Source organism: Mesorhizobium sp. L-8-3 (genome assembly GCF_016756615.1).
GTDB lineage: Bacteria > Pseudomonadota > Alphaproteobacteria > Rhizobiales > Rhizobiaceae.
Window position 1 is genome coordinate 6,433,119 of record NZ_AP023262.1, and the last position, 13,298, is coordinate 6,446,416.

At 63.1% G+C, this 13,298-nt stretch carries 10 protein-coding genes; 3 read left to right on the top strand and 7 right to left on the bottom strand.

All coding sequences use genetic code 11. From position 1 onward, the window contains the following. Window positions 1–753 carry an MBL fold metallo-hydrolase gene (locus tag JN302_RS29885; RefSeq protein WP_202330109.1) on the top strand — a complete coding sequence of 251 codons (753 nt, stop codon included), beginning with the start codon at window positions 1–3 and terminating at the stop codon, window positions 751–753. A gap of 62 nt (window positions 754–815) precedes the next feature. Here the strand turns inward: JN302_RS29885 and JN302_RS29890 are convergent, their stop codons facing one another. Next, entirely contained in the window at window positions 816–2,225 is a 1,410-nt protein-coding gene (locus tag JN302_RS29890) for an adenylate/guanylate cyclase domain-containing protein (protein WP_202330110.1), read from the bottom strand. 215 nt (window positions 2,226–2,440) lie between these two features. Here JN302_RS29890 and JN302_RS29895 point away from each other — a divergent pair, with 215 nt between their 5' ends. After that, the gene (locus JN302_RS29895) at window positions 2,441–2,827 is read left to right on the top strand and encodes a DUF3307 domain-containing protein (RefSeq protein WP_202307910.1); all 387 of its coding nucleotides are present in this window, start codon (window positions 2,441–2,443) and stop codon (window positions 2,825–2,827) included. 849 nt (window positions 2,828–3,676) lie between these two features. Here the strand turns inward: JN302_RS29895 and JN302_RS29900 are convergent. From JN302_RS29900 to ugpB, 6 genes are all read right to left on the bottom strand, one after another. Then, window positions 3,677–4,138, bottom strand: coding sequence for a cyclic nucleotide-binding domain-containing protein (locus JN302_RS29900; protein WP_202307912.1), 462 nt, complete (start codon window positions 4,136–4,138; stop codon window positions 3,677–3,679). Window positions 4,139–4,156: 18 nt separating this feature from the next. Then, a complete protein-coding gene (locus JN302_RS29905; protein WP_202307914.1) occupies window positions 4,157–6,883 on the bottom strand; it encodes an ATP-binding cassette domain-containing protein in 2,727 nt (908 codons plus the stop codon). Between the two features lie 332 nt (window positions 6,884–7,215). Further along, a complete protein-coding gene (gene ugpC / locus JN302_RS29910) occupies window positions 7,216–8,250 on the bottom strand; it encodes a sn-glycerol-3-phosphate ABC transporter ATP-binding protein UgpC (RefSeq protein WP_202307916.1) in 1,035 nt (344 codons plus the stop codon). 4 nt (window positions 8,251–8,254) lie between these two features. Further along, window positions 8,255–9,103: a sn-glycerol-3-phosphate ABC transporter permease UgpE gene (gene ugpE, locus JN302_RS29915; RefSeq protein WP_202315134.1), complete on the bottom strand. Its 849-nt coding sequence runs from the start codon at window positions 9,101–9,103 to the stop codon at window positions 8,255–8,257. A gap of 85 nt (window positions 9,104–9,188) precedes the next feature. Then, window positions 9,189–10,073 (bottom strand): sn-glycerol-3-phosphate ABC transporter permease UgpA, encoded by an 885-nt coding sequence (ugpA, locus tag JN302_RS29920; RefSeq protein WP_202307918.1) that lies wholly within the window; start codon window positions 10,071–10,073, stop codon window positions 9,189–9,191. Between the two features lie 304 nt (window positions 10,074–10,377). Beyond that, a complete protein-coding gene (ugpB, locus tag JN302_RS29925) occupies window positions 10,378–11,688 on the bottom strand; it encodes a sn-glycerol-3-phosphate ABC transporter substrate-binding protein UgpB (RefSeq protein WP_202307919.1) in 1,311 nt (436 codons plus the stop codon). 524 nt (window positions 11,689–12,212) lie between these two features. Between ugpB and JN302_RS29930 the strand changes: the two genes are divergently transcribed. Then, window positions 12,213–13,238, top strand: coding sequence for an ABC transporter substrate-binding protein (locus tag JN302_RS29930; protein ID WP_202330111.1), 1,026 nt, complete (start codon window positions 12,213–12,215; stop codon window positions 13,236–13,238). The last annotated feature ends 60 nt before the right edge of the window (window positions 13,239–13,298 follow it).

Genomic DNA, 13,298 nt, shown 5'->3' on the forward strand with positions numbered 1-13,298 from the left:
ATGAGCCGACCGTGCGTCGTCGAAGACGCGTCCTGGTACGAGACCATCCGCATGGCCGACGGGGTTACGCTGATCCACGAGCCATGGATAAAACCCTTCTATCGCTGCAACATCTGGCATGTGCGCGGCCGCGACCGGGACCTGCTCTTCGACAGCGGGCTCGGCCATGTCAGCCTCGCGGCACACGTCCCCCTCGTCACCGAACGGAAGGTCGTCTGCGTGGCCAGCCATACGCATTTCGACCATATCGGCTGCCATCATGAATTCCCCGATCGCTGCGTGCATGCCGCCGAAGCCGCCATCCTCGCCGACCCGCGGAACGAATGGACGCTAGCCGACCGCTATGCGACCGACGACATGTTCGACGCCTTGCCTGAGCGATGGGACGCAGCGCACTACCATATCGAACCTGCCCCGGCCGGACGGATACTCGAACATGGCGCCATCATCGATCTCGGCGACCGCGCCTTCGAGGTCGTCCATACTCCGGGCCACTCGCCGGGCGGAATCGCGCTCTATGAAAAGAGCACCCGCACATTGCTCTCCGGCGACATCGTCTATGACGGGCCGCTCATCGACGACGCGTATCATTCGCAGGTCGACGACTACATGGCCACGCTCGAGCGTCTGCGCGAACTGGACGTCGACGTCGTCCATGGCGGCCATTTCCCGAGTTTCGGCCGCACCCGCTACCGCCAGATCATCGACGAATATCTGGCGCTGAAGCGCAAGCCGGGCTGCCATCTCGCATAAAGGGCAGTCACCTGGGGGTGGGGCAATCCCGAAGCCTTGATCGAGCGCCCTCGCTCGGGCCGTCACGGAATGACGTAAAGAGCCACCTCGTTGGCGATCCCACGCAGCATCGCGCCCTTCGAGACGGGCGACACCCTCGCCGCCTCGAGCACCTGCACGGCGCGAGCGTCGCCGACCACCGCGTCGGTCGCGTAGATCGACTGCGAATTGGCCAATCCCTGGACGCGCGAGGCGATGTTGACGGTCTGGCCGAAATAGTCCTGCCGCTCGTTCATGGACACGGCGATGCAGGGTCCTTCGTGGATGCCGATCTTCAGGAGCAGGTCCTCGCGGCCGCGCGCTTCGTTGAGTTCACGCATTGCCTCACGCATGCGCAAGGCTGCCGCCACCGCCCTGTCCGGCGTGGGGAAAGTCGCCATGACCGCGTCGCCGATGGTCTTGACAACGGCGCCCGCCTCGGCCGCGACAATCTCGTTGAGCACACGGAAATGGGCGCGAACGAGATCGAAGGCGGCCAGGTCTCCGACCCGGTCGTAGAGCTCGGTCGAGCCGCGAAGATCGGTGAACAGGAAAGTGAGGCTGGTGATCTTCAGCCGCTGGTCCACATCGAGCGTGTCGGTCCGATAGAGATCGCGGAAGGTCTGGTTGGTAAGCAGGCGCTTTGCCGTAAGAAATGGCCGACGCTTCGCCAGCATCTGGTGAAGCACGTCCCCGGCGATACAGACCGAAGGCAGGGTCCGCGTGTCGATCTTGTTCTCGAAGGTTATCCGGATCGGCCCGGGATGCATCTCCAATGTCTGGCTATGGGTATGCTCGCGGTCGATGATCACGATCAGGCTCTGCCGGTCGCGCGTCGGCTCGCCCTTCACGTCGAGGAACTGCACGGAATGCGTGACGGGTTCGAAGACGATCACGAATTCCGGCGGCAGTTGGATGGACAGGATAGCCTTTTCCCCTGGAGGAAGCTCGACGGTCTCGATGATGAAGTCCTCGACCAGCGACTCGAACCCCTCTTCGGGCAGGTCCACCCCCGACCCCCAATAGATCTGCCGGAAATACTCCGCCGGCGGCAGCTCGTGCGGGGAATGCGCGGCGATCCGGCGCACCCGCGGGCTGACCGTGAAGGTGACCTCGACCATTTCGTCGAGCGTCGGTTCATATCCCGCGGCGCAAAGCGCACACACATATTCGTCCTTGCGGATCGTCTTCAGCGTCGCGTTGGTGTCCAGGACGCCACCACAGCCGGGGCAGAGCACGTTCCACGAGATATCGAACAGACCGATCCGTGCAGCATGGAGGAACGCCGCGATGGCGGTATCCTCGTCGAGACCGTGCTCGGCCGCGAAAGCCAGCACATTGACCCGGCACAGCCTGTAGTCCGGCTCGCCCGCAACCAGCCGCTCGATCGCCGCTACCGCCTTCTCGTCCGCGAATTGTCGCAGAATGGGGAAAAGATCGCTGGCTTCGCTCATCGCATCGTCTCTCCGCGTCGGGCGATAGAGACCGGAGATTACACCTTCGTGGCGGTGGCTGCCACCTCGCCATGGCGGTCGGACTGCGGTGAACCCCGCGGAACGCGGCTGCACTCCAGGCAAAAGCGGTAGCCGACAGACCGAGCCCGATCCAAGCCCGAACCCGGAAGGCCTCAAGGCTGTTTCGCGCGCGGCGAAAACGAATATGATGCGGCATGGCGACCTATCTGCTCCTTCTTCTTGTCGGGCTCCAGACCAAGCATTTCGTGGCGGACTATCTGCTGCAGACCCGGTGGATGCTTGCCGGCAAGGCGAGCTTCCGCAAGCCTGGCGGCTATTGCCATGTCGGTGTTCACGCCGTCGGTTCGCTCATCGTGCTCATCCTCGCCGGCGTGCCTGCGGCAATGATGGCGGTGCTTCTCATCGCCGAGGCGGTGGTGCATTACCTCATCGACTTCGGCAAGGCGGCATGGTCGAGGAACCGGCCGGCCGACATCACCTCGGCCCCGTTCTGGGCGGCGCACGGCGCCGACCAGCTTCTGCACCAGATCACCTATGCGGTGATGGTCTATGTCGTGCTCACATCAGCGCACGGCATGTAAAGCAACGGTCGATGAGATTGACCGTCGGAGCGTGCCTGCGTGCCGCGCCTGTTGGCGCGAGAGCCGAACGGCCCGGACGCGTAATCACACCAACGGTCGACGAAATCGTTGGAGCCCGCGACCGCGCCGCCCACGCCCGCTGCCCCGGAAGCCTGGGGGACCGGAGGGCCGCGCCGGCGATTGAGGTAAGGTGGATGCGCAGCATCCACCGGGCCTGGATGTGTTCAACATCCAGTGCCAGCTATGGGTTGCACCTATCTCAACAGAACGAGGCGAGGCGTCTCGGCAGGCAGATGAAGGGCGCCGCCCAGAGGCCCAAGAAGGCCGCTCACCCTTACCGGTTGCGGGGCGCGCCACGGGTCTCGCCCGTCCTTCGCACCCCCCGTGAAAAACGTGGAGAGGGGGACCTCCACGTCGCGCCTCTCAGTGCAAACCGACATATGCGCATCCACTGCCATTGGTCTGACGCGTAGCTGCCCGGCTCCTGTTTTTCGGCCGGCGACAACCGAGCCCGGACGGCCGGCGTCCTGTAGAAAACTGGAAATTAACAGGACGGGCCTGTTATTTCGGCATGCCGTCGAAGGCGGGATGACGGGGCAATGCTTGCAGCGTTTGCGCCGCCCTCGCCTGGCTACCGACATCGCGTGAAAGGATCGGAGAGGACCGCCTGCCGGGACGGCCCGCCTCGTTCTGCGGATAGGTGCATCCTCGGCAGCGGAGCCGGCGGGCGTAGTTCATCACGTTGAAAGCAGGCGTCAAAAATTCACTGTGGCGGCGCCGGTGTCAACGGTGGTCATCAAGGATTGATCGACTGCAGAGATGTGTGCATGCCGTAGAGTGCCATTGGTATCAGTGACTGTTGCGCGCCTCGAGCGCGGCCGTCAGGTCGCTGGTCGTGTTGGCGAGCCTCTGCGCGAGAACGCGCATGATCTGCAGGGCAGCGCCCGGGGACTCCGAGATCAGTTCGAGAAACCGGTCCTTGCGGATGCGCAGCGTAAGCAGGTTTCCGCTGGCGCGCACCGTTGCGGTGCGCGGCACCTCGCAAAAGATCGCGATCTCGCCGAACAGCGAATGCTGCGGCAGATGGGCCACGACCCTCTCATGGCCGTTTGTCTCGGTGACGACATCGACTTCGCCCCTCAGGATGAAGTAGGCATCACCACTGGCCGACCCCTGCCGGAAGACCACCTCGCCATCCTCGAAGCCCTGCTTCTCGGACGTATAGGCAAGCAGCTTGAGCTTCCCGTCCTCCATGGAGGAAAAGAACGGCACACTGCGCAGCAGGATCACCTCTTCATTGAGCGATGTCATGTCAGCCCCGTAAGACCATCAGCCTTCTACTAACTTAGCGAATTCCCGGCGAGTTTCCAGAAGGACCTTGGGCGAACCCTCCTCGACGACGCGGCCATGCTGAAGGAACACCACACGGTCGAAGAGCATCACGTCGCCCCGGTCGGCCGGCGCGCAGATGATGCCCGGGCGGCTGTCCGCGCGTTCCCTGGCGTCGGCCAGGACAGCTTCCAGGATCACACGCTGTTCACGCGGCGGCAACGCCGCGCAAGCCCGGTTGAGGACCAGAAAGTCGGGTTTCTTCATCAATGCCCGCGCGAGGCGAAGCTTCTGGCGTTGCGCCTCCGACAGCGCCCGGCCGCCCGTGCCGACGTCGAAGGCGAGGCCGGCCCGGAACGCGGCATCCGACAGGCCGAGCTCGGCCAGGACCTCGGTGACGGCGGCGATGATGCGGGTGCGGCCGCCGACCAGGTTGGTTTCGATCCGGCCGAACAGGATGTTGTCGGCGATCGTCAGAGACGGATTGTAAGTGTCGTAGTCGTTGAAGACGACTTTGGGCTCGGCCGATCTCGACAGCTCATCGTGCAGTCGTCCGCGCGCGGACAGGACCTTGGCCTTGAGGGCCTCGTCCAACAGGCCGAAGCGATAGCTCGGCTCGACATAGGCCATGGAGAGCGCCATCAACTCGTCTAAATCGGCCTTTCCGGCGCCTGCAAGGCCCGAAGTATCCACCCGGGTCACGACCTGCGCCAGCATCGCGATGCGCTCCGGCGTCATGCCGGCTGCCTGGTCAAAGAGCGGGCTGGCGGACGACAGGTCGGCGAACATGTCCGTGAAGGTTCGCGCGATCTCGAGGCCGAGCGAAACAAGCGGCTCCTGCAGGCCTTCTTCCCGCAGGAGATCGCGAACCATGGCGTTGCCGGGCAAGGCCTGCGGCGCAAAGGTCGGGTCGACGGGCATACCGAACAGGATGTTCTCCGCCACCGATGCCTGTGAATTGTAGCGCGCGACGTGGAACTGCTCGACCAGGCCGGCCAGGCCGGCCGCGTCCAGCTTGTCGCGCAGCAAGGTCCGAGCTCTGCCGATGACCGCGGCGATCCGCTCGACGTCCTCGGCGCGGATGCGGCTGTTCAGGCCGATCTCGAGGATGTCGCCCTGCAGCCCGGCCGTGCGAGCCACGTGCTGGATGTGCTCGAGCAATGCGGCGTCGGTCGGCGTTCCGATCCGCGCCCGGTCGATCCAGTCGTCGTTGACGTCGAACTCCGAATTGCCCGAAGCACGGGCTTCGATAAGCCATGCGGTCTCCCGCGCCGTACGCTCTCCAGGCACCCGCTGCGCGGGCACGGGCCGGTTCTTCAGAACTTCCAGCAGGCAGTCCTCGATCGTGCCGCCCGGCAGAACCACACCGCTGTCGGCATAGCCTATGCTGCGCCCGGTGACGGCCTCGGGCGTGTTCTTCAATTCGCTGCCGTCAAGCAGGATTTGACCGCTGACCGGCGACAGCAGACGCACGCACAATTCGAGAAAGACGGTCGCGCTTTGCGGCGGCTCGGCGACGATCGCCACGGTCTCGCCGAGCGCCAACCGCGCCGTGACGTTCTCCAGCCGGGTCGACACGCCTTCTTCGTGAAAGGCCACGTTGCGCAGTTCGAAGCCGCCGGCGATGCGGCCGGCCGGCACCGCGGGATCCTGCACCTTGGCCGGGAGAAGGTCATCGCGGGAGAAGTCCTCGATCGCATTGGCGTAGCGCTGCTGCGCCATGAGCCGCTGCTGGTCCCAATCGATCAGGCCTTTCACGGGCGTCGGCAGATCCTTGTAGGCGGAGATCGAGGCGACAAGCGCGCCGATGTCGAGCCGGCCCGAGATCACGAAATAGCCGCCGACGATGTAATAGATCACCGACAGGATCTGCATCAGCAGGTTGTTGAGGAACTTCACCGAGAACTTGCGTTTGAACAGCTCCAGCCGGATGAAGAAGATGTTGCTCAGCCGGCCCGACATTTCCGCACGCGCCAGGTTCGACGTGTCGTTGAGATGGATGTCGTCGATGCCCTGGACGACTTCGCCGATGCGCCCTGCCATGGCGCGCGCGGTCAATTGCCTTTGCTTGCCGAGCTCGAGCAGACGGCGTCGCAGCCTGGGGATGATCCACACTTGCAGGCCGATAACGGCGACGGTCAGGATGCCGAACAGCGTGTTCTGCGCGAATAGGAAGACGAGTGCGGTGAGCGCCTGGCCGGCAAGGAACAAGGGGGCCGAGAAAGCATCACCGATGAATTCGGAAAGAGGATCGACTTCATCCTTGATGATCCCGGCCACTTCCGACGCCTTGACCTGGCGTGCGCGCCAAACCGGGAAGCGCAGGACGCGGTCGAACATCTCGTAGCGCATGCGGCGCAGCACACGCTCGCCCGACTTGCCCTTATAGGTGTTGATGTAGAGCTTGAACCAGCCGTTGAGCACGAGCAGCGCGGTGTAGACGAAACACAGCGCATAGAGCAGCGTCATGCGCGTCATCTCGAAGCCCTCGAAGACCACGACCGGACTGCCCGTCAGGCTCTCCGAGAACGGCAGCACGATCCTGAGGAAAGTCTGGGTATCGGCGGCGGACTGGAAGCCCTGCCCCTGGATCGGACCGTTGATGATCTGCTTCGGCAGTTCGAGCGAATAGTAGTAGAGCGGCATCGAAGCGACGATGACCGCGAAAATCCAGATCTGCAGCGCCCGGCTGTGGACCCAGGTATATCTGAGGAGACTCTTCTCCATCACCGCTCCGGTTATCGCTTCGGCCCGAAAACCGAGACCGATTTTCGGAAAGTATGATGCGTCGGTTCAAATTATTAGATCGTCCTTTGCCCATCCAAAAGGATGCGTGCACTCTGAAGGCCCCTTTCGACGAGACGCTAGTTCGCGCAGGCACTTTCGTCCATGGGGATTCGGGAATGCTGGTGATGCCGATTTGGTGAGCATCGGGGCATAGGCGATAGAGGAGGAAGCCAACACGATTGCTGGCGGCCCCGACCTCAATGTAGCGCCCGGTGGCTGTCGTCTTCGGGGCGAGCGTGCGAGGCGTCGTCCAAGACGCCTCCGGCAGGAAATCAAAGGCGCTTGCCCTTGCCGTCGAACCAATGGAGCTTCGCGGCGTCGACCGTCGTCAACAGCCGGTCCCCGGGCTGCGCCGCGGCGCGCCCGGGCACCCTGAGGACGACCCGCTCGCCTATGGTGGTGCAATAGAGGAAACTCTCGGCGCCGACAGGCTCGATCCCTTCCACCGTTGCTTCAAGCGACAAGCTGCCAGGCTTGTGCCCGCTGGACATAGCGACATCTTCCGGACGAAAACCGAGCGTCGCGGCGCCGTCCGGAAACCCGGGAGAATTCACGCCAGGCTGGAGCCGCACGACCGGAATCAGGTTCATCGGCGGCGCCCCGATGAAGCTCGCCACGAAGGTCGAGGCAGGCCTCTCATAGACGTCGAGCGGCGCCCCGATCTGCTCCACGACGCCGGCATTCATGACGACAAGCATGTCGGCCAGCGTCATCGCCTCCAGCTGATCATGGGTGACATAGACGCTGGTGACGCCAAGCGAGCGCTGCAGGTTCCTGATCTCGACGCGCATCTGTCCGCGCAGCTTGGCATCCAGGTTGGAGAGCGGCTCGTCGAAGAGGAAAACCTTCGGATTGCGCACGATTGCCCGGCCCATGGCGACCCTCTGGCGCTGGCCGCCGGACAGTTCGCGCGGCCGGCGGTCGAGCAGATGCGACAGTTCCAGCGTCTTGGCGGTGTCACGCACCCGCCGGTCGATCTCGTCCTTCGGCGTGCCCCGGTTTCTCAGGCCATAGGCCATGTTGTCATAGACCTTCATATGCGGGTAGAGCGCATAGTTCTGGAACACCATGGCGATGTCGCGCTCGGTCGGGCCGATCGAATTGACCACCTTGCCGTCGATCGACACATCGCCGGCCGAAATCGACTCCAGCCCCGCGATCATGCGCAGCAGCGTCGACTTCCCGCATCCCGACGGGCCGACCAGGACGCAGAGCGCGCGGTCGGGAATGGCGATCGAGACGCCTTTCACCGCCTCGACGCCGCCGTGATAGATCTTGCGTACGTCCTTCAGTTCGACAGTCGCCACGCGCTCATTTCTCCGTTTCGACCAGGCCGCGCACGAACCAGCGTTGCATCAGCACCACGACCAGGATCGGGGGCACGATGGCGAGCATCGACGTCACCATCACCAGGTGCCACTCGGTGTCGGCATCGGCGAAGGAGATCATCTTCCGCAAGGCGATGACGATGGTGTTCATGTCGTTGCGGTTGGTGACCATCAGCGGCCACAGATACTGGGTCCAACCATAGATGAAGAGGATGACGAACAGCGCCGCCATGTTGGTCCGCGACAGCGGCAGCAGGATGTCGCGGAAGAACCGGAATGGCCCCGCCCCGTCGACCCGGGCCGCCTCGACCAGTTCTCCCGGAATGGTCAGGAAGAACTGGCGGAACAGAAGCGTCGCGGTTGCCGACGCCATCAGCGGCAGCGTCAGACCGGTATAGGTGTCGATCAGGCCGAAATCGACCATCACCTTGTAGGTCGGCACGATGCGCACCTCCACCGGCAGCATCAGCGTGATGAAGATCAGCCAGAAAAAGGTCATGCGGAACGGGAAACGGAAGAAAACGATCGCATAGGCCGACAGGATCGAGATCACGATCTTGCCGACAGCGATGGCGAAAGCGACCACCGTCGTGTTGAAGAGCAGGGTTCCCACACCCACCCCGCCGATGCGGCCGACGCCGCCGAACAGAGCCGCCGAATAGTTCTCCACGAACTGGTCGCCGGGCAGGAGCGGCAGCGGCGGACGCAGGATGGTCTGCAGCGACTGCGTCGAGGCGACGAAGGTGTAGTAGATCGGAAAGGCGACGATCAGCAGCCCGAGCACCAGCACCAGATGCGCGATCGCGGTGCGGACCGGGGCGTTCTCGATCATGCCGCCCTGCGCCGCCGCCGGGCCGGCCCGGCGCGCATTTTCGATCGTGCCGCCTCGCGCCAGCGGCGAGCCGGCCGGCCGCGCGTCAGCCATAATGCACCTTCCTTTCCACATAGCGGAACTGGACGGCCGTCAGCGCAATTACGATGACCATCAGGATCACCGACTGAGCCGCGGAATCGCCGACGATCAGATTGACGAAGCCGTCATTGTAGACCTTGTAGACCAGCGTCTCGGTGGCCTTGCCGGGGCCGCCGCCGGTCACCGCATGGATGATGCCGAAAGTGTCGAAGAAGGCGTAGACGGTGTTGACCACGAGCAGGAAGAAGGTGGTCGGCGCAAGCAGTGGAAATACGATCGTCCAGAACCGCTTGGTCGGCCCGGCCCCGTCGATTGCCGCGGCCTCGATCAGCGTCTTCGGGATCGCCTGCAGGCCGGCGACGAAGAAGAGGAAGTTGTAGCTGATCTGCTTCCAGGCAGCGGCCGCCACAACCAGCATCATCGCCTGCGGGCCGTCGAGAAGCGGGTCCCAGCGGATGCCGAGCCAGCGCAGCCCATAGGCCAGCGAACCGATCGACGGATTGAACAGGAACAGCCACAGCATGCCGGCGATCGCCGGGGCCACGGCATAGGGCCAGATCATCAGGGTGCGGTAGAAGCCGCGTCCCCGCACCACCCGATCGGCCATGACGGCCAGCAGCAATGCCACGGTCATGGCGACCGCCGCCGTTGCGACTGAAAAAACCACGGTCACGTTGACCGAGTTGAGATAGTTCGGGTCGGAGAGCACCTTCGAGAAATTGGCGAACCAGACGAAGCGGCTCCTCAGCCCGAACGGGTCCTCCTTCAGCAGCGACTGGTAGAGCGCCTGGCTGGCGGGCCAGTAGAAGAAGATCAAGGTAATGGCCAGTTGCGGCGCGAGCAGCAGATATGGCAGCACCTTGTTGGGAAAAACGACACGGGGCGACACGCTGGCTCCTGGGGCGGATGGTTACGGCGATGCGTCTTCTCCCTCGTCCTTCTCGGGAAAAGATGCCGGCAGGCAGGGGCGAAGCTTCAAGTCAGCCTCCCACCCTTTCCTCTCCCCTTGAAGGGGAGAGGAAACTCCTACAGCGTGTTGCGTGAAAACGGATTTCACGCAACACGCTGTAGGTCTTTGATTTGACGCATGTCTTTATCCCGAAACCGGTACCCACTTTCGGGAGACATGCCTTAAGCCGCGCTCCGTTCGTTCCGGCGCGCAATCGCCAAAGGACGAAACCGGCTGGACGACGTCAGTTCGCCAGCGCTTCCTTGATCGACGCATTGCCGCGCGCGACCGCGTTGTCGAGCGCCTGCTGCGCGGTCTGCTGTCCGGCCAGCATCTTCTCGAACTCCTCGTTCTGGATGTCGCGCACCTGCGGAAGATTGATCACACGCACGCCCTTCGAGTTCTCGGTCGGCTGCTTGCCCATCATCTGCTTGAGCGGGATCTCGCGGGCCGGGTTCTTCTCGTAGAAGCCGGACTTCTTGGTCTCTTCATAGGCCGCCAGCGTGACCGGCAGGTAGCCCGACACCTGGTGCAGCTTCGCCTGGACCGCGGTCTGCGACAGGAAATTGAAGAAGGCCGCGACACCCTTGTACTGCTCGTCCGACTTGCCGGCGAAGACCCACAGGCTCGCCCCGCCGGGGATCGTGTTTTGCGGCGCGCCCTCGGCTTCCGGCTCGTAAGGCAGCTGGCCCGTGCCATAGTTCATGCCCGATTTGACGATGTCGCCGAGACCGCCGGACGATTCGGTGAAGATACCGCATTCGCCGGCGAGGAAGACCTGCTTCGCCTCCGAGGTGCGTCCGCCATATTTGAAGGTGCCGTCCTTGGCGAGGTCGGCCAGTTCCTGGAAGTGCTTCACGAAGATTGGCGAATTGATCTTCAGCTCGACATCGGTGCCGGCGATGCCGTTCTCGTTCGTGCCATAGGAAAGGTTGTTCCAGGCAGCGAAATTCTCGGTATGGATCCAGGTGAGCCAGGTCGAGGTGAAGCCGCAGGGTGCCGCACCGCTGGTCTTGATCTTCTTCGCCGCCTCCCAGACCTCGGGCCAGGTCTTGGGCGGATTGTCGACGTCGAGACCGGCCTTCTGGAAGATGTCCTTGTTGTAGTAGAGGATCGGCGAGGACGAGTTATAGGGGAACGACAGCATGGTGCCGTCCGGCTTGGAATAGTAGGAGACGATACCCGGCAGGTACTGGCTCTTGTCGAAGGTCCCCCCGCCCATGGACAGGATCTCGGCCACCGGCTTGATCGCCTGCTCAGCCGCCATCATGACGCCCGTCCCGGCGTCGAAGACCTGCATGATATCGGGCGCCTGTCCGGCACGGAAGGCGGCGATGCCGGCGTTCAGCGTTTCCGGATAGGTGCCCTTGAAGACCGGAACGATCTTGTAGTCGCTCTGGCTCTCGTTGAACTCCTTGGACAGCGTTTCGACGACTTCGTTGTTGGCGCCGGTCATCGCGTGCCACCACGAGATCTCGGTCACGGCATAGGAGGAAGAAGTCGAAAGCAAGGTGAAACTGGCGGCGACACCGGCCACGAAGCACTGAATTTTCATGTTTCTCTCCCGTTTTCATTGGCGAAGCATCAGTTTCGCGGGGTCGGAGTATGTGTCCTAAGCCGCGATCGGACAACGGTTTTTTTCAAGGTTGGGGTTCGCCCATGCGCGACGTCTCCTGACGGGCGGCGCGCCATGCTCCGCTGCCCGGCCGCGATCCGCCGCCGCCATCTCTACCATCGTTCCAATTTCGATCAATGCCGACGAGCGCGATTGCGAAAATCATTCGAATGCTGATTCGCGTGTTCCGCGGCCCTCTGCCGTCCAGATGATCGACGATATGTGACCGACCCGATTCCAGGCCGAGTTCGCCAAGCGACGCTCCCGGGAGGATTCTGCCGGCCGTCGGGCGGCCGAACCGGGGCACCCGGGCGCCGTATTTCCGGATCGCCCCGAACTCTTCAAGGGAGAATGGCCGCATATCCCCCAGGGACAACGCCGAAAGGGTAAAAATCCTGCCTTGAAATCGATTTCATTTTTCGCTTACAATCGATTTCATCCAATTCCAAAGGGAGGGTTCTTTTATGAAAAAATTGACCGCGCTCGCGCTTTCCACCGTGGCGGCAATCGCCGTTTCAGTGTTCTCGGCCGAGGCAAAGGACCTCAAGATCGGCCTGTCGAACGGCTGGGTGGGCTCCGAATGGCGTACACAGATGATCGATGAGGCCAAGGCTGCCGCCGCCGCATGGGGGGACAAGGGGCAGAAGGTCGAGGTCGTTGTGCAGAGCGCCAATGTCGACGTGCCCGGTCAGATCGCCCATATCAGAAACTTCATCAGCGAAGGCGTCGACGCGATCATCATCAATCCGAACAGCCCGACCGCCTTCGACCCGGTCTTCGCCCAAGCCAAGGAAGCCGGTATCCTGGTGATCTCGACCGACGCCGAAGTCTCCTCGCCGGATGCCACCTACGTCGGCATCGACCAGAAGGCCTGGGGCGCGGCCGGCGCCAAATGGCTGGCCGAGACGCTGGGCGGCAAGGGCAATGTGGTTGCGATCAACGGCGTCGCCGGCCATCCGGCCAACGAGATGCGCGTCGCCGGCTACAAGGAGGTCTTCAGCCAGTATCCGGACATCAAGGTCGTCAACGAAGTGAATGCCAACTGGGATCAGGCGCAGGGACAGCAGGCCATGCAGAACCTGCTCGCCACCTACCCCGACATCAACGGCGTCTGGGTGCAGGACGGCATGGCCGCCGGCGCCTGGAAGTCGATCATCGATGCTGGCAAGGCCAGCGACATCGCCGCGACCGGCGAGATCCGCAAGGACTTCATCGATCTGTGGACGAAGGACAAGTTGAATTCCGGCGCTTCGGTCAATCCTCCCGGCGTGATGGCGAGCGCCCTCAACGTCGCGGTGCTGATGCTCCAGGGCAAGGAACTGAAGGAGCCCGCCACGGCAGGCCAGTACGGCAATGCGCTTTATCTGCCGATCCCCTTCATCGACAGCAAGAACCTCGCCGAGGCTGCGAAGGCGCTGGAAGGCAAGCCGGGCTACTATTCCTACACCAGCCAGCTTTCCATTCCGGAAGCCGAAGCCCTCTTCAAGTAAGTTCCTCCCAAGGCTCGGGCGCCGAATGGTACATTGCCGTTGGGCGCCCGAACCGTATCG